Raw genomic sequence first — 17017 nt, 5'->3', positions numbered from 1 at the left:
GTGGGTCAGCTTGCTTCAATCCCCGTGGCGAGGGAGCTTGCTCCCGCTGGGCTACGCAGTAGCCCCTTGGAATCCGATAACAGGTGGTTATCAACTAATCCAAAAATGCCATTGGGAAAGAATCGCTCCCCGACAGTAGAGTCCTCGTTCAATCGCCGGATGATTCGCTCATTCGACGTGACCCAATAAAAACAATCAGGGGTTACCTCATGCAAACCATCTCCGAGCAGTTGCCCGCGCAGGCTCCCGCCTGCGAATTGGATTTCGAAGACCGGACCTACCGCAAGGTCATCTGGCGCATCCTTCCGGTCCTGCTGTTGTGCTACATGGCGGCGTACCTCGATCGGGTGAATATCGGGTTCGCCAAGCTCGACATGCTCAACGAGCTGCAATTCAGCAACACCGTGTATGCCTTGGGCGCCAGTATGTTTTTCTGGGGCTATTTCCTCTTCGAAGTCCCCAGCAACCTGTTGCTGCATCGCTTTGGCGCGCGGTTCTGGATTGCCCGGATCATGCTGACCTGGGCGGTGGTGTCCATGGCCGTGGCCTACACCGTGCCGCTGGCGGGCTTGTTCCACGTCGAATCGAGCACCATGTTCTACGTGCTGCGCTTTCTGTTGGGCATCTGTGAAGCGGGCTTTTTCCCCGGCGTGATCCTGTACCTCAATTACTGGTTCCCGACTCATCGGCAGAGCCGGGTGATGTCCGGGTTCCTGCTGGCGTTGCCGGTCAGCCTGACCCTGGGCGGGATACTTTCCGGTTGGTTGATGAACAGCATGCAAGGGGTGCATGGCCTGTCTGGCTGGCAATGGATGTTGCTGATCGAAGGCATTCCTTCGATCATCATGGCGTTCGTGGTGATCGTCTGCCTGGCCGACAACATCGACAAAGCCAAATGGCTGTCTGTCGCGGAAAAAGCCCTGCTCAAGGCCAACCTGCAAACCGACAACCAGGGCAAGGCCACGCGCTTGAGTGAGGTGTTCTTCAATCCTCGGGTGTGGTTGCTGGTGTTGATCTTGCTGACCTTCAACACCGGCTTCTATGGCCTGGCGTTCTGGATGCCGTCGATCATCAAGAGCACCGGCATCACCAACAGCTTGCACATCGGTTTGCTGACCGCCATTCCCTACTCGGTGGCCATCGTGGCGATGCTGCTCAACGCGCGGCATTCCAACCGCACCGGTGAGCGGCGTCTGCACGCGGCCATTCCAGCCTTCATCGGTGGCGCCGGGCTGATCCTCAGTGCGTTCTTCGCTGACAACCTGGTGTTGTCCGTGCTCTTCCTCAGTGTCTCCGCCTCAGGGATCCTCAGCCTGATGCCGATTTTCTGGACCCTGCCGGGCACCGTGCTGTCGGGCGTCGCCGCCGCAGCCGGCATTGGCATGATCAATGCCATCGGCAACCTGTCGGGCTTCACCGGTTCGATGATTACCGCCGTGGCCGAAACCCTCACGGGCAACATCAACAACGGCACCTATGTACTGGCCTTGTGTCTTTTGGTCAGCGGTGGACTGATCCTGGCCATTCCCGCCTCGATGCTCGGCAGGACACCCAAGCACGCCACTACGGCAGCGCAACTGGAGACCGCATGAACCTACAAAACAAGCGCGTACTGGTGACGGCAGCGGGGCAGGGCATTGGCTTGGCCAGCGCCATTGCCTTCGCCCGCGCCGGTGCCGAGGTGTTCGCCACTGACATCGATATCCAGGCACTGGCGGGGATCGAAGGGATCACCGCCATGCCCCTCGACGTCACGTCGCCCGCTGCCATCAGCGCCGCCTGTGAACGCATCGGTGGGCTCGACGTGTTGTTCAACTGCGCAGGCTTTGTGCACAGCGGCAACATCCTCGACTGCGACGAGGCTGCCTGGGCTCGTTCGATGGACCTCAATGTCACGGCCATGTACCGGATGATCCAGGCGTTCCTGCCGGGCATGCTGGCCCGTGGCGGCGGTTCGATCATCAACATGTCGTCGGTGGCCTCCAGCGTCAAGGGCGTGCCCAATCGATTCGCCTATGCCACCAGCAAGGCTGCAGTCGTGGGCCTGACCAAGGCCGTCGCCATCGACTTCGTCAGCCAGGGCATCCGCTGCAACGCGATCTGCCCGGGCACTGTGGATTCACCCTCGTTGCGCCAGCGCATCGCTGACCAGGCCGCGCAGCAGGGCGTCGATGAGGCGCAGGTCTACCGGCAATTTCTCGACCGCCAGCCCATGGGCCGCATCGGCCACACTGAAGAGATCGCGCAGTTGGCGTTGTACCTGGGCAGCGATGCGTCCGCCTACACCACGGGTGCCATCCACATCATCGACGGTGGCATGAGCATCTGAATCCCGGTCTTCACTTGAGCAGGAGCACGACATGAAACTATTGCGCTACGGCGAAAAAGGTTCCGAAAAACCCGGGCTGTTGGATGCCGACAATCAGATCCGCGACCTCTCGGCCCATGTGCCGGACATCGCCGGGCAGGTCCTCGGCCCGGACAGCCTGGCAGCGCTCGCCGCCCTCGACCCGCGCAGCCTGCCGATCGTGGCCGGCCAGCCACGGATCGGTGCCTGCGTCGGCCAGGTCGGCAAATTCATCTGCATTGGCCTGAACTACGCCGACCATGCGGCCGAGTCGAACATGGAAGTGCCCAAAGAGCCGATCATTTTCAACAAATGGACCAGTGCCATTTGCGGGCCGAACGACGACGTCCAGATCCCCCGTGGCTCGCTCAAGACCGACTGGGAAGTCGAGCTGGGCGTGGTCATCGGTAAAGGCGGGCGCTACATCGATGAAGCCAATGCCATGGAGCATGTCGCCGGTTACTGTGTCATCAACGATGTGTCCGAGCGTGAGTGGCAACTGGAGCGCGGCGGCACCTGGGACAAGGGCAAGGGCTTTGACACCTTCGGTCCCCTCGGGCCGTGGCTGGTGACGCGGGACGAAGTTGCCGACCCGCATACGCTGGACCTGTGGCTGGAGGTCGACGGACACCGCTATCAGAACGGCAATACCCGAACGCTGATCTTCAGCGTGCCGCAACTGATTGCCTACCTGAGCCGGTGCATGAGCCTGCAACCGGGGGATGTGATCTCCACCGGCACGCCGCCCGGCGTCGGCTTGGGCATCAAGCCCAACCCGGTGTTCCTGCGGCCGGGCCAGACCATGCGGCTGGGAATCCAGGGCTTGGGCGAACAGCGCCAGGTCACGGTGCAGGCGGACTGAGGGCTGGGCTCGCTGCCGCTATCGCGAGCAAGCTCGCTCCCACAGTTGATCTTCGACAGGCACACAATTCAGGTGCCCCGCAGGCCCCTGTGGGAGCGAGCTTGCTCGCGAAGGCGGCGTCACAGTCAATGAAGATGTTGAATGTGCTGGCCTCTTCGCGAGCAAGCCCGCTCCCACAGTTTTGATCTGTGATTGCCTGCGGTTTTTCTGGCACAGCACAACCCCTGTGGGAGCGAGCTTGCTCGCGATAGCGGTAATCCGGCCTAGCCTCACTTGCGGTCAACACGCCTGACACGCTTCATCACCACCACAAAAAACACCGGCACGAACACCACCGCCAGCGTGGCGCTGATCATCCCGCCGATCACTCCAGTACCGATGGCCTGCTGGCTCGCCGAACTGGCGCCCGTGGCAATCGCCAGCGGTACCACCCCAAGGATGAAGGCCAGCGAGGTCATGATGATCGGCCGCAGGCGCAGGCGTGCAGCCTGGAGCGTGGCGTCGATCAGGTCGTGGCCTTCGTCGTACAGGCTCTTGGCGAACTCGATGATCAGGATCGCGTTTTTCGCCGACAGGCCGATGATGGTGATCAGCCCGATCTTGAAGAACACATCGTTAGGCATGCCGCGCAACGACACCGCCAATACCGCGCCGAGCACACCCAGCGGCACCACCAGCAACACCGAGGTCGGGATCGACCAGCTTTCGTACAGCGCCGCCAGGCACAGGAACACCACCAGCAGCGACAGGCCCAACAGGATGGGTGCCTGGCTGCCGGACAAGCGTTCCTGCAAGGACAACCCGGTCCATTCCTGGCCCAGGCCCGTCGGCCCCAGCGCCACCAGTCGTTCGATTTCAGCCATGGCTTGCCCGGTGCTGTAGCCCGGTGCCGGCTCACCGGAAATACTCACCGCCGGATAACCGTTATAGCGGGTCAATTGCGCCGGCCCCTGGGTCCAGCGTGCCTGGACGAAGGCTGACAACGGGACCATTTTTCCGCTGTTGTTGCGCACATGAATCTTCAGCAAGTCTTCGACCTGGCTGCGCTGGTCGCCCTCGGCCTGGACCACCACCCGTTGCATGCGCCCCTGGTTGGGGAAGTCGTTGATGTAGGTCGAACCCACTGCCGTGGACAACACACTGCCGACGTCGGCAAAGGAAATGCCCAGGGCATTGGCCTGCTTGCGGTCGACCTCCAATTGCACCTGCGGTGCCTCCGCCAGGGCGCTTTCACGCACATTCATCAGCATCGGGCTTTTGTCGGCGGCGGCGAGCAATTCGCTGCGGGCCTGCATCAAGGTGGCATGGCCGAGGCCACCACGGTCCTGCAAACGGAACTCGAAACCGCTGGAAGTGCCCAGGCCGTCCACCGGTGGCGGTAGCACCGAGAAGGCCATGGCGTCCTTGATCTGGCTTAGCGCCAGGTTGGCACGGTCGGCAATGGACGCGGCCGAATCCTCGGCGCCGCGTTGCGACCAGTCCTTGAGGGTGGTGAAGGCCAGGGCCGCGTTCTGCCCGCTGCCGGAAAAGCTGAAACCGAGAATAATCGTGCTGTCACCGACCCCCGGTTCGCCGGCGTTGTGGGCTTCGATCTGCTCCACCACCTGCACCGTACGGTTTTTGCTGGCACCCGGTGGCAACTGGATGTCGGTGATGGTGTAGCCCTGGTCTTCCACCGGCAGGAACGAGGAGGGCAGGCGACTGAACAGCAGGCCCATGCCCACCAGCAGCACGCCGTAGATCAGCAGATAACGGCCGCTGCGTTTTACCGCATAGGCCACCCAACCTTGATAGCGCTCGCCGAATCGCTCGAAACCACGGTTGAACAGGCCGAAGAACCCCGTCTTGGCGTGGTGATCGCCTTTGGCGACCGGTTTGAGCAAGGTCGCACAAAGCGCCGGGGTCAAGGTCAGGGCGAGAAACGCCGAGAACAGGATCGAGGTCGCCATCGACAGCGAGAACTGCTGGTAGATCACCCCCACCGAGCCCTGCATGAACGCCATCGGAATGAACACCGCCACCAGCACCAGGGTGATGCCGATGATCGCCCCGGTGATCTGTCCCATGGCCTTGCGTGTGGCCTCCTTGGGCGACAAGCCTTCCTGGGCCATGATCCGCTCGACGTTCTCCACCACCACGATGGCATCGTCCACCAGGATGCCGATGGCCAGCACCATGCCGAACATCGTCAGCACGTTGATCGAGAACCCCAGCGCGAGCATCGTCGCGAAGGTGCCCATCAGCGCCACCGGCACCACCAATGTCGGGATCAGGGTGTAGCGGATGTTCTGCAGGAACAGGAACATTACCGCGAACACCAGCAACATCGCCTCGCCGAGGGTGTAGATCACCTTGGTGATCGAGACCTTGACGAACGGCGACGTGTCATAGGGAATCTTGTATTCCACGCCGGCCGGGAAGTAGCGCGACAGCTCGTCCATCTTGTTGCGCACCAGGGTCGCGGTGTTCAAGGCATTGGCGCCCGGCGACAGTTGCACGGCCACGGCGGTGGACGGCTTGCCGTTCAGGCGCGTGGAAAACTGGTATTCCTGGCTGCCGATTTCCACCCGTGCCACGTCGGCGATGCGCACCGTCGAGCCATCGGGGTTGGCCTTGAGCACAATGTCGGCGAACTCTTGCGGCGTGTTGAGCTGGCCTTTGACGACGATGGTCGCGGTGATTTCCTGGGTGCTGCGGCTCGGCAAATCGCCCAGGCTGCCGGCCGACACCTGGGCGTTCTGCGCCACGATGGCGGCATTGACGTCGGCCGGGGTCAGGTTGAAACCGACGAGTTTCTGCGGGTCGATCCAGATCCGCATGGCCCGTTCGGCCCCGTACAACTGGGCCTTGCCGACACCGTCCAGGCGCTTGATCTCGTTCATCACGTTGCGCGCCAGGTAGTCGCTGAGGGCCACGTCGTCGAGCTTGCCGTCGCTGGAGGTGAGGGTGATCAGCAGCAGGAAGCCGGCGGAGACTTTGTCCACTTGCAAGCCTTGCTGGGTCACCGCTTGCGGCAGGCGCGACTCCACGGCCTTGAGGCGGTTCTGCACATCGACCTGGGCCAGTTCCGGGTTGGTGCCGGGTTGGAAGGTCGCGGTGATGGTGGCGCTGCCCAGGCTGCTCTGGGATTCGAAATACAGCAGGTTGTCGGCGCCGTTGAGTTCTTCCTCGATCAGGCTGACCACGCTTTCGTCCACGGTTTGCGCCGAAGCACCCGGGTAGACGGTGTAGATTTCGATTTGTGGTGGGGCCACGACCGGGTATTGCGCCACCGGCAGTTGCGGGATGGCCAGGATACCGGCCAACAGGATGAACAGCGCGACGACCCAGGCGAACACCGGACGGTCGATGAAGAACTGCGGCATGGCTTAGTGTCCTGCCTGTGGCCCGGGAACCTGGGCGAGGGGAAGTGGGGTGTCATCGACCTGGACCTGCTCACCGGGGCGAGCGTGTTGCAGGCCTTCGATGACGATGCGGTCGCCGGGTTTCAAACCGTGCGTGACGACCCAGCGATCGTTTTGCGCGGCGCCCAGTTGCACCGGTTGCTGGCTGACTTTCTGCTCGGCGTCCAGCAACAGCACCTGGGCAACCCCGGCGCTGTCGCGCAGGATCGCCCGCTGTGGCACGGTGATGCCTTGGCTGTTGACCGCTTGTTCGAGGCGCACGCGAATGAAGCTGCCGGGCAGCAGGTCCAGGTCGGGGTTGGGGAATTCGCTGCGCAGAGTGATCTGGCCGGTGCTCGGGTCGACGCTGAGGTCGGTGAACAGCAATTTGCCGGGCAGCGGATAGGGGCTGCCATCGTCCTGAATCAACGTGGCCTTGGCCTGGCCCTGGCCGACCGCTTGCAAAAGCCCTGCGCGAAAAGCGCGGCGCAGGTCGTTGAGTTCGCGGGTCGATTGCGTGAGGTCGGCGTGGATCGGGTCCAGTTGCTGGATCAATGCCAACGGCGTGCTTTCGTTCTGCCCGACCAGGGCGCCTTCCGTCACCAGGGCGCGACCGATCCGTCCGGAAATCGGCGCGGTCACCGTGGCGTACCCCAGATTCAGTTTCGCTCGTTCCACCGCGGCCTTGCTGGCAGCGACGTCGGCGGCGGTCTGGCGCACGCTGGCCCGCGCGTTGTCGTAGTCCTGGCCACTGATCGCCTTGTCATCGATCAACTGGGCGTAACGTTGCGCCTGCAAGCGGGCCTGGAACGCATTGGCCTCGGCCTTGCGCAACGCCGCCTCGGCACTGTCCAGGTCGGCCTTGAACGGCGCCGGATCGATGCGGAACAGCACCTCGCCCTGTTTGACGTCGCGGCCTTCACGAAACACCCGCTGCAAGACCACGCCGGCCACCCGCGCCCGGACTTCGGCCACCCGCGGCGCGGCGATCCGGCCACTCAGCTCGTTGCTGATCGACAGGGGGCGGGCCTGGACGGTTTCGACACGCACGCTGGGCAGCGGGGCGGAGGCTTCCGGGGTCGAGGCGCTATCACAGCCACTGAGCAGCAGCGTGCCGACCAACAGGCCCAGTGTGACGACAGGATTCTTGGACATGGTGCTTCCCCACTATTGAGCCGCCCATGGTAGGGGGCGTGGCCAACGGCAGGGGTGAAGCTTTGTAGGCGCTCTGTGAAATTGTGTAATCCCCCTTAAACCCGGAAGTGGCCCACCAACTCTTGCTGATGGTTGGCCATGGCATGCAATGAGTGGCTCGTTTGCGATGCTTGTTCCATCTGGCCGGTCAAGGTCTGGCTGATCCCTCGAATGTCACTGACGCGATGGCTGATGTCTTCCACCACAGCGCTTTGCTCCAGGGCCGCGCTGGCGATCTGCTGGTTCATGTGTTCGATCACTTCCACGGCGTCGCTGATGTGTTGCAGTGCCGCCTGGGTCTTTTCGACTTGAACGACGCTGTCCCTGGCCTGCTCGCGGCTCAAATGGGTGCTGTGCACGACCTCCTGGCTCAACTGCTGCAGCGCTTCGATCACCGTGCGTATCTGCTCGACCGAGTTCTGGGTGTTGCTGGCCAAATGGCGAACTTCGTCAGCCACCACCGCGAAGCCGCGCCCCTGTTCACCCGCCCTGGCGGCTTCGATGGCGGCATTCAAGGCCAGCAGGTTGGTTTGCTGGGCAATGGCGCAGATCACGTCCAGCACCTGGCCGATGTGTTGACTGTTGCCGGCCAGCGCCTGCACTTGCTCAAGCGTGGTCTCCAGGCGCCGGTCCAGGCTGTCGATGCTGCTGACCGCGTTGGCGAACAGTTCACGCCCCGATCGGCTTGCGCTTTCGGCGACGGTGGCGGCATCGGCCGCCTGGTGGGAATGGCGCGCCACTTCCTGGGCGCTGGTGCTCATTTCATGCAAGGCCGTTGCCGCCAGTTCGACTTCCCGGTACTGCGTGTGCATGCCCGCGCTGACTTCCCGGGCCACCTGTGCCGACGTGTCGGCGGTGTCGCGGGTGTCCAGGGAGGCTTGCTGGATATCGCGGATGATGGGCTGCAATTTGTCGAGAAAGCGATTGAAGCCCTTCGCCAGTTGGCCCAATTCATCGTGGCGGTCGTTGGGCAGGCGCTGGGTGAGATCGCCGTCGCCCTCGACAATGGCGTCGAGCATGTGCGCCACCCGCAGCAGCGGCCGGGTCACGCCGTAAGCGGTGAGCCAGATGAGCAACAGACCCAAGCCGGCAGCCAGCAAGCCGAGGCTGAGGTTGAACCAGTTGGCCTGGCGATACTTGTCGTCCAACTGCGCCTGCATGTGCAGGGCCGGTGCTTGCACTAGCGTTTCGGGCACGCGTATCTGCAATTGCCAGGGGGTATTGTCGGGGACGGTTTGCACGGCTTGTCGAACGTCGACGGAGGTGCCGTCAACCGTGCCGCTATGGCCGGCAACTTGCCCTGACGGGGAAAGAATGTTGATCTCGCTGTGGCCGGGATACAGGTCGTTGGCAAGGCTGGCGGCGAGTTGCTGGAGGGTATCGAGGCTGATGTCCATGCCCACCACGCCGATGACTTTGCCCTGGTCCAGCAACGGTATGGAGATGCTGCTCATCAAGGTCTTCTGGCCTTCGACCTCGATCGCGTAGGGCTCTGTCACGCAGGTGCGCCCCAGGGTCTGCGGGCAGACGTACCAGGCGTTGGCCGGCTCGCTGCCCGGTGGTGCGGTGTTGGCGCTGATCTGGGCTTCGCTGAGCACCTCTTGCACCAAATGGCCGGGTTGGCTTTGCGACCAGTACAGGGCAAAGCGACCTTTTTCATTGCCGGCCAGATCGCGTTGGCCAGTGAAAGCGGCATCTTCACCGACCAGCGCGTCGGGCAGCAGCACCACGTAGAAACCGAGGACTTTTTCGCGGTTCTGAAGGGCTTGGCGGGTTGCGGCGATCAGGTCCCGGCGCAGTTGCCCTGGCGTCAGTCGCCCGTTCCACGCCTGGGCGCGCAGTTGCAAGACCTGCTGGGCAAAACCTTCCCCATAGATCGCCGTTTCGCTGAAAAAACGTTCCACCCGCTGACCGTGGGCCAGGCCCTGTGCCTGCAAACCTTCCAGGGCCGAGCGCCCGAGCAGTTGACTGCTTTGCTGCTTGAGCAGCGTTGCGCCTTGCTGGTTCTGATACAGGGAGGCACCGGTCAGTGCGCCGACGACGGCGAGCAGGCACAGGCCACTCAAGAGCGTGATTCGCCATTGGATAGAGAGACGAGCGAAGAACATGCTGAAGTTTCCTGCGCTTAGGGGCTTTTATTGTTTTGGGCCCAGCGCTGTCTGAGCGGTGGGCGAGGTTATCTTGCGGCAGGAGGAATTTTCCCGTTATCCCGAATCGGCAGCCGTTGTGCGCCCGGTAGGAGCTGTCGAGCGAAGCGAGGCTGCGATCTTTTGATCTTGATCTTTTCGCTTGAGACTCAATGGTGCTGAAAAGATCGCAGCCTCGCTTCGCTCGACAGCTCCTACAGCGCCAGTCAGGTCCAGCGGGAGTAATCCCTCGCTGGGCTGACCTGTTTTGGGGCGCGGCTTTGGATGCTGCCGTTTTGGGATAGCGAAGAGTTTTGGCAACGGCCTAGCATCGAATCCAGCGTGCAAGCAGAACAATAAGCTTTTGGAAGTCGGCGAAGCTGGCGTCTGCGATCCAGCAACAACTGCCTCATACAATAAGGTCAAGAACAATGAGCGTATCTTTCCCGATCAGCAGTTCGACGGAGTTGAAGCGCGGCGCCTTGGGTGTCGGTTTCATCATCTTCTTTGTGATTTCGGCGGCGAGCCCCTTGAGCGTCATCGCCGGCGGTTTCCCCATTGGCATCATGCTGGGCAACGGCGCGGGCACACCGGCATTGCTGATCCTGGCCTTGCTGGTGTTACTGGCGTTCTCGGCGGGCTACACCGCCATGTCCCGGCACATGACCAATGCCGGCGGTTTCTATGCATTCACTGCTCGCGGTTTGGGTGGCCTGGCCGGCGGCGCGGCGGGGGTGCTGGCGATGTTTGCCTACAACATCCTGCAAGTCGGGTTGTATGGCATGTTCGGCGGCGTGGTCAGCGGCACGATGGCCAGCGTCTTTGGCCTGGACTTGCCCTGGTGGACCTATTCGCTCCTGGCGATGGCGAGCATCGCGATTCTTGGCTATCGCAAGATCGACCTGTCGGCCCGGGTGCTGTCGGTGGTGGTCATTGCCGAGTACCTGGCGATCCTGACGCTGGATTTCGCCATTCTCAAGACCGGTGGCGATAGCGGCATCAATCTCGATTCGTTCGATCGCAGCCATGTGTTCAGCGGCACGCCGTCCATCGGCTTGCTGTTCTGCTTCGCCGCGTTCATCGGCTTCGAGGCCACCACCATCTACGGCGAGGAGGCGAGGAACCCGCACCGCACGATTCCCATCGCCACCTACAGCTCGGTGCTGTTGATCGGTGGTTTCTATGCCCTGTCGGTGTGGGCGATGGTGATTGGCGTCGGGGCCGACAAGATCGTGCCGACCCTGCAGGCGCTCCAGGATCCAACGACGTTCATCTACGGCATGTCCGATCACTTTGTCGGCCCGCACCTGACCCAGATCATCCGCGTGCTGTTCATGGTCAGCATCTACGCCGGGCTGCTGGCGTTCCACAACGCCGCGGCACGTTATTTCTATGCCATCGGCCGCGACGGTTTGCTGCACAGCCGGTTGGGCACCACCCATCGCGTGCACCAGAGTCCGCACATGGGCTCGGTCCTGCAAAGCCTGATCGCGGCGGTGGTGGTGCTGATCTTTGCTGCGCTGGACGCCGATCCGATCCTTCAGCTGTTCGCCTGGTTTTCCAACCTGGCCACGCTGTGCGTGATCCTGCTCATGGCGCTGACCTCAGCAGCGGTGTTTGTCTATTTTCGCGCTCACCCGGAGCTGAAGCTGGGGCTCTGGCGCGGTCGGATTCTTCCGGTCTTTTCGTGCCTGGCATTGCTGGCGGTCCTGGCCCTTGCGGTGATTCATTTCGACGTGCTGACCGGCGCCAGCCAGCTCCTGTCCTATGGCCTATGCGCGGTGATTCCCGCCGCGCTGATCGTCGGCGTGTTCCTCGCCGCTCGATTGCGCAAGGCATCCCCCGAGCGATTCATGGCGCTGGGAAGCCACAAGCTCTAAGGCGCCAGGCACAACGTCAATCCACCCAGAAAACAAGTCCGCTGTCGTTCGGGACGATTCGTCAGCGCGTGAAAGGAAGGTTCTATGCACGATTATCAAATGCTCATCAATGGGGTTCGGGTCGACGGTGAAAACGGGCACTTTGATGTGCTCAATCCGGCGACCGGCAAGGTGTTCGCTCGATGCGCGGCCGGTTCCCTGGCCCAGCTGGACCTCGCTGTCGAAGCGGCGCAATCGGCCTTTGTCGAGTGGCGACACAGCACCCATGAAGATCGCCGCCAGCGCCTGCTGAGCATCGCTACCGATCTCGAACAGGAAGCCGATGCCTTGGCCCCGCTCATTGTCCTGGAACAGGGCAAGCCGCTGGAATTGGCGTTCTCCGAAGTGATGGGCGCGGTGGCCTGGACGCGCTATGCCGCCGAGCAGCAGATTCCCGTGGAGTTGGTGGAAGAAACCCCGACCCAGCGTATTGAACTGCACCGCAAGCCGTTGGGTGTGGTCGCGTCGATCACGCCTTGGAATTGGCCGTTCATGATCGCTGTCTGGCACATCATGCCGGCGTTGCGGGCCGGTAACTGCGTGATCAGCAAACCGTCGAGCCTGACCCCCTTGAGCACCCTGCGCCTGGTGGAAATCATCGCTCGCCACGTGCCTCGGGGCGTGATCAATAGCGTGACCGGTGAACAAGGGTTCGGCAGTGCGATCACCGCCCACGCCAGGATCCAGAAGATTGTCTTCACCGGCTCCACCGCCACCGGCCAGAGCGTAATGCGCGGCGCCGCCGGCAACCTCAAGCGCCTGACCCTGGAGCTGGGCGGCAACGATGCCGCCATCGTGCTGCCAGGCACCTCGGTCGAGGCGGTCGCCGAAGATATTTTCCAGGCCGCATTTCTGAACATGGGGCAGACCTGCGCCGCCCTCAAGCGCTTGTACATCCACCAATCCCAGTACGAGGCCTTTGCCGAGGCCCTGACCCTGATCGCCCGGCGTCAGGTGGTGGGTGACGGCCTGGCGCCCGGGGTCACGTTTGGCCCGGTGCAGAACCTCGAACAGTTGAAGCTGGTTGAGGAACTGGTGGCCGATGCCCGTGCCCAGGGGGCGCGTGTGTTGTGCGGCGGTGCTCGTCTGGACCGCCCGGGCTTTTTCTATCCGCCGACGCTGGTTGCCGATGTGACCGATGGGCAGCGCCTGGTGGATGAGGAGCAGTTCGGGCCGGTGTTGCCGCTGATTGCCTACCAGGATGTCGAGGATGTCCTGCGTCGCGCCAATGCGGGCGACATGGGCCTGGGTGGATCGGTCTGGGGACGCGACAGCGAGCAGGCACAGGCCCTGGCCAGTCGCCTGGAATGTGGCATGGCCTGGGTCAACTGCCATGCGCAGATCCAGCCGAATACGCCGTTTGGCGGCAGCAAGATGTCCGGGTTCGGCGTCGAGTTCGGCCTTGAAGGGTTGCTGGAGTTCACCGGCCAGCAACTGCTGTACGTACGCAAGCGTGAAACAGAGTGAGGAGTGCAACCATGTACGAGCAATACAAGACAGCACAAAAAAAATTCTGGCACCCGATGAGTTCTTCGGCGCCGGCGAACCGCTCCAAGACGTTGATCATCGCCCGTGGCGACGGTAACTACATCACCGATATCGAAGGCCATCGCATGCTCGATGGTGTCGGCGGCTTGTGGAACGTGAACGTGGGTCATAACCGGGCTTCAGTGAAGGCGGCCATTGCCGCGCAGCTGGACGAACTGGCTTATTACCAGACCTTCGACGGCATCGCCCATCCGCGGGTGTTCGACCTGGCCGAGCGGCTGACGTCGATGTTCGCCCAGGAAAACATGACCCGGGTGTTGTTCAGTTCCGGCGGTTCCGATGCGGTCGAGACGGCCCTGAAAATGGCCCGCCAATACTGGATCGCCAGCGGCGAGCCAGGGCGCACGCGCTTTCTCTCATTGCGCAATGGTTACCATGGCGTGCACGTGGGGGGGACCTCGGTGGGCGGCAACGGCGTGTATCACTACAACCACGGGCCGCTTCTGGCTGGCTGTCATCTGCTCGACACGCCGTGGCTGTACCGCAACCCCTGGGACTGCCGCGATCCGGAAGAACTGACCGCTCACTGCATTCGTCAGTTGGAAGACCAGATCGCGCTGCTCGGCCCGCAGACCATTGCTGCGCTGATCGCCGAACCGGTGCAAGGCGCCGGCGGCGTGATCGTGCCGCCGGCGTACTACTGGAAGAGGCTGCGCGAAGTCTGCGACCGCCACGGCATCCTGTTGATCGCCGATGAAGTGGTGACGGGTTTCGGCCGCACCGGCTGCATGCTCGGCAGTCGTGGCTGGGGTGTCGCCCCCGACGTACTGTGCCTGGCCAAGGGCATCACCGCCGGTTACATCCCCATGGGGGCCACGGTCTTCAACCAGCGCATGGTCGATGCCATCGAGAACGGCCCGGGCTTCAGCAACGTCATCATGCACGGCTACACCTACAGCGGGCACCCGACTGCCTGCGCGGCGGCCCTGGCGGTGCTGGACATCGTCGAGGCCGAGGATTTGCCAGGCAACGCCGGGAAGGTCGGTGCCCAGTTGCTGGAACAACTGCAACCGCTGACCGAGCGTTATGCAGTGGTGGGCGAAGTGCGCGGCAAGGGCCTGATGATCGCCGTGGACCTGGTGGCGGACAAGGCCACGCGCGAGCCGCTTGACCCTGCTACGGGCCTGGCCTCGCGCATTGCCGAGCAGGCGCGCCTGGCCGGCGTATTGATGCGCCCGATAGGCAACAAAATCGTGATGTCGCCGCCGCTGACCCTCACCTCTGACGAGGCGACCATGATGGTCGGTGCGCTGGACAGCGCGCTCGCCGACTGCCGTTAGCCCAGCCAGCCGGCGCCGCCTGCGGTGCCGGCTCCTGAATATAAAAACAGCCTATCAAGGGCGCACCAAAAGGAGCTCTAGCCATGCGGAACCTATCGCGTATGGGATTTTTCGGCAGTGGCCTTGCCTGTACGCTGGCGCTCTGCGCTGCGAGTCAGGTCCAGGCCTATGAGTTGTATGCCGATGACGACACTCACCTCAACGCCGACATGCTGGCCGTGTTCGGTCTTTTCAACAGTCGCAAGAATTACGACGGCCGACCAGGTGGTTCAACCTGGCGCGAAGGCTTCATCAAGTATGGCGTCAGCGGCGACCAGGGCCTGGCCGGCCATGGCACCGCCTACGGGGCGTTCAGCCTGGTCAGTTCCGCCACCTGGGGCGATGGCGACGCGGCCGGCAATACGCTGGGCAGCGAGCGCACGACGAAGATTGAAGACGCTTACCTGGGCTGGCGTTCCGCCGATCTGTTTCCCGTGCTGGGGCAGGACGGCGTCGATATTTCCGGCGGGCGCCAGGTGGTCAAGCTGGGCAGGGGATTCTTGATCAACGATGACGGGCCGAACCTGGGCAAAGGGCCTGCCGATGGTCGCTTGAATCGCGGTGGCGCCTATTACCTGGCTGCCCGGCACGCGTTCGATCAAACCGCCGTATTACGTCTGGGCGGGCAGGATGGGCTGCATGGAAGTGTGGTGTGGCTCAAGTCCGATAACCGCGCCCAGGCCGAAACCGAACTGGCCGCCGGCACGCTCGATTACACCGCCAAGGCGGGCACGTTGGGGCTGACCTGGATACATGGCCTCGACGTGAACGAGCAGTGGGCCAGCGATTTCCAGAAGCAACGCAAGGGCATGGACGTCTACAGCATTCGTGGTGAAGGTGACGCGGGCATCGAGAACGCCAGCCTGGCATTCGAATACGCCTGGCAGGACAAGGACGCCGGCCCGCAGAACGCCTGGTACGCCGAAGCCGGCTACACCTTTGCCGATCTGGCCTGGGCCCCGAAGCTGACGTACCGCTACACCCGTTATTCGCAGAAGTGGGATTCGCTGTTCACCGGGCTCAGCACGGGCTATGGCACCTGGTTCCAGGGTGAAGTCGCGGGTAATTATGCCGGACCCTTCAACAGCAACACGGGCATTCATCATGTCGGCCTGACAGCCAAACCGTTGGAAAATCTGACCCTGGGTGCGTTGTACTTCGATTACAACACCGTACGTAAAGACAACGCCCTGAACCTGGATGCCCGTGAGCTGGATCTGTATGCCGAGTGGGCCGTGAACGAGCATTTGATCATCACCCCGCTGATCGGCCTCTACAAACCGGATCGGGATGCAACGACCGGGGGCAATCAAGTGGCGGGCAATGGCACCAACGTGTACAGCCAGGTGACGGTGGCCGTGCCGTTCTGAAGCAGGGACTGTTCGATAAACCCTGTGGCGAGGGAGCTTGCTCCCGCTGGACTGCGCAGCAGGCCTAAAAAGAGGGGCCGCTGCGCGACCCAGCGGGAGCAAGCTCCCTCGCCACAGGTTCAGTGTTTTTCTTAAGTTATCGGTATGGCGCAACATCGCTTTCTAGTTGGTAGCAGGCGGATTCTGCATCCGCTCGGCAATCCGCCGGGTGGTGTCCATCACCATTTCAACCACGGTTTCCTGGCGCAGCAGTTTGAAGCTGTCGGTGCTGCCGACGGCTGAAAGGCTGCCTACCACCTCGTCGAGCCCGGGGTTGATGATCGGTGCCGCGATACCGGTGAGCCCCAGGTTGAGTTCATCGTGGGTCAGGCAATAGCCGTCCTTGCGGATCTTTTTCGCCGCTTTGGAAAAGCTTGCCCAGTCATAGCCGTTGTCGGGGTCGTTGGCCATGTGTTCTTCGAACAGGCGTTGCAGGCGCCGTCCCTTTTGGAAGGCGATCAGCACCTTGGATTGCGCACCGCGAAAAAACGGCAGCGGCTGGCCGCGACCGAATGCGAACTGGTAGGTGTCATTGGGTTCGGCGATGTAGGTGTTGATGATGTGGCCGTCATAGAAAACGCTGGCGAACACCGCCAGGCCAGTGGCCTCGGACAGCTGGTGCATCAACTCGCGACCCGCCACGAGGATCGGGTCGTACTGGCGCATCATCCAGTCGAGCTCGATGATCCGCGGCCCCAGGCCGTAGCTGCCGGCATCCACCCGGACCAGTAGGCCGGCATCACACAAATCCTTGACGTAGCGGTACACGGTCGCCCGTGACAGGCCCATGCGCTCGGCAATGGTGTCGGGGTCAATCTTCAGCGTTGCCGGGTCGAACAGGTCCAGCACACTCAGCATTTTGCTCAGACTGCTCATTTCGCTCCTAAAGGGGGGAATGGCGCGTAGGTGG

Annotated in this window: 10 protein-coding genes and 2 pseudogenes; 7 read left to right on the top strand and 5 right to left on the bottom strand. The window is 62.5% G+C overall.

Annotation, left to right across the window (positions count from 1 at the left end):
- The first annotated feature begins 209 nt into the window (after positions 1-209).
- From AB4Z20_RS05130 to AB4Z20_RS05120, 3 genes are read left to right on the top strand one after another with little or no spacing between them, the layout of a single operon-like run.
- Positions 210-1592 (top strand): MFS transporter, encoded by a 1383-nt coding sequence (locus AB4Z20_RS05130; RefSeq protein WP_258690931.1) that lies wholly within the window; start codon positions 210-212, stop codon positions 1590-1592.
- On the top strand, positions 1589-2329 hold the full coding sequence (locus AB4Z20_RS05125) for an SDR family oxidoreductase (protein ID WP_253473748.1): 741 nt from the start codon (positions 1589-1591) through the stop codon (positions 2327-2329). Before AB4Z20_RS05130 ends, AB4Z20_RS05125 begins: the two co-directional genes overlap by 4 nt.
- A gap of 31 nt (positions 2330-2360) precedes the next feature.
- A complete protein-coding gene (locus AB4Z20_RS05120) occupies positions 2361-3209 on the top strand; it encodes an ureidoglycolate lyase (protein ID WP_258690932.1) in 849 nt (282 codons plus the stop codon).
- A 269-nt stretch (positions 3210-3478) separates the two neighbouring features.
- On the opposite strand, the gene AB4Z20_RS05115 is transcribed toward AB4Z20_RS05120, so the two are convergent.
- The 4 genes and pseudogenes from AB4Z20_RS05115 to AB4Z20_RS05100 form a co-directional block, all read right to left on the bottom strand.
- A complete protein-coding gene (locus AB4Z20_RS05115; protein WP_442089458.1) occupies positions 3479-6574 on the bottom strand; it encodes a multidrug efflux RND transporter permease subunit in 3096 nt (1031 codons plus the stop codon).
- Positions 6575-6577: 3 nt separating this feature from the next.
- Positions 6578-7747 (bottom strand): efflux RND transporter periplasmic adaptor subunit, encoded by a 1170-nt coding sequence (locus AB4Z20_RS05110; RefSeq protein WP_253473755.1) that lies wholly within the window; start codon positions 7745-7747, stop codon positions 6578-6580.
- 95 nt (positions 7748-7842) lie between these two features.
- A pseudogene (locus AB4Z20_RS05105) lies at positions 7843-8439 on the bottom strand (methyl-accepting chemotaxis protein); the annotation flags it as partial.
- A gap of 261 nt (positions 8440-8700) precedes the next feature.
- Positions 8701-9894, bottom strand: a pseudogene (locus AB4Z20_RS05100) (PDC sensor domain-containing protein); the annotation flags it as partial.
- 449 nt (positions 9895-10343) lie between these two features.
- Between AB4Z20_RS05100 and AB4Z20_RS05095 the strand changes: the two are divergent.
- The 4 genes from AB4Z20_RS05095 (at position 10344) to AB4Z20_RS05080 (ending at position 16068) form a co-directional block, all read left to right on the top strand.
- A complete protein-coding gene (locus AB4Z20_RS05095; RefSeq protein WP_253473761.1) occupies positions 10344-11792 on the top strand; it encodes an APC family permease in 1449 nt (482 codons plus the stop codon).
- Between the two features lie 84 nt (positions 11793-11876).
- Positions 11877-13298 carry an aldehyde dehydrogenase family protein gene (locus AB4Z20_RS05090; RefSeq protein ID WP_442089457.1) on the top strand — a complete coding sequence of 474 codons (1422 nt, stop codon included), beginning with the start codon at positions 11877-11879 and terminating at the stop codon, positions 13296-13298.
- A gap of 11 nt (positions 13299-13309) precedes the next feature.
- On the top strand, positions 13310-14659 hold the full coding sequence (locus AB4Z20_RS05085) for an aminotransferase class III-fold pyridoxal phosphate-dependent enzyme (RefSeq protein WP_214509292.1): 1350 nt from the start codon (positions 13310-13312) through the stop codon (positions 14657-14659).
- Positions 14660-14742: 83 nt separating this feature from the next.
- Positions 14743-16068 carry a hypothetical protein gene (locus AB4Z20_RS05080; protein WP_442089456.1) on the top strand — a complete coding sequence of 442 codons (1326 nt, stop codon included), beginning with the start codon at positions 14743-14745 and terminating at the stop codon, positions 16066-16068.
- Positions 16069-16230: 162 nt separating this feature from the next.
- On the opposite strand, the gene AB4Z20_RS05075 is transcribed toward AB4Z20_RS05080, so the two are convergent.
- On the bottom strand, positions 16231-16983 hold the full coding sequence (locus AB4Z20_RS05075; RefSeq protein ID WP_253473771.1) for an IclR family transcriptional regulator: 753 nt from the start codon (positions 16981-16983) through the stop codon (positions 16231-16233).
- Positions 16984-17017: the final 34 nt, after the last annotated feature.

The organism is Pseudomonas sp. KB_12, from assembly GCF_052114545.1.
GTDB lineage: Bacteria > Pseudomonadota > Gammaproteobacteria > Pseudomonadales > Pseudomonadaceae > Aquipseudomonas > Aquipseudomonas brassicacearum.
Note: the sequence above shows the minus strand (reverse complement) of the source record. Positions and strands in the feature narration are given on the sequence as shown.

Excerpts from the sequence above, each read along its gene's own strand:
- AB4Z20_RS05085 (WP_214509292.1), top strand. The coding sequence starts at position 13,310 with ATGTACGAGCAATACAAGACAGCACAAAAAAAATTCTGGCACCCGATG.
- AB4Z20_RS05120 (WP_258690932.1), top strand. The coding sequence starts at position 2,361 with ATGAAACTATTGCGCTACGGCGAAAAAGGTTCCGAAAAACCCGGGCTG.
- AB4Z20_RS05130 (WP_258690931.1), top strand. The coding sequence starts at position 210 with ATGCAAACCATCTCCGAGCAGTTGCCCGCGCAGGCTCCCGCCTGCGAA.
- AB4Z20_RS05115 (WP_442089458.1), bottom strand. The coding sequence starts at position 6,574 with ATGCCGCAGTTCTTCATCGACCGTCCGGTGTTCGCCTGGGTCGTCGCG.
- AB4Z20_RS05125 (WP_253473748.1), top strand. The coding sequence starts at position 1,589 with ATGAACCTACAAAACAAGCGCGTACTGGTGACGGCAGCGGGGCAGGGC.
- AB4Z20_RS05095 (WP_253473761.1), top strand. The coding sequence starts at position 10,344 with ATGAGCGTATCTTTCCCGATCAGCAGTTCGACGGAGTTGAAGCGCGGC.
- AB4Z20_RS05110 (WP_253473755.1), bottom strand. The coding sequence starts at position 7,747 with ATGTCCAAGAATCCTGTCGTCACACTGGGCCTGTTGGTCGGCACGCTG.
- AB4Z20_RS05075 (WP_253473771.1), bottom strand. The coding sequence starts at position 16,983 with ATGAGCAGTCTGAGCAAAATGCTGAGTGTGCTGGACCTGTTCGACCCG.
- AB4Z20_RS05080 (WP_442089456.1), top strand. The coding sequence starts at position 14,743 with ATGCGGAACCTATCGCGTATGGGATTTTTCGGCAGTGGCCTTGCCTGT.
- AB4Z20_RS05090 (WP_442089457.1), top strand. The coding sequence starts at position 11,877 with ATGCACGATTATCAAATGCTCATCAATGGGGTTCGGGTCGACGGTGAA.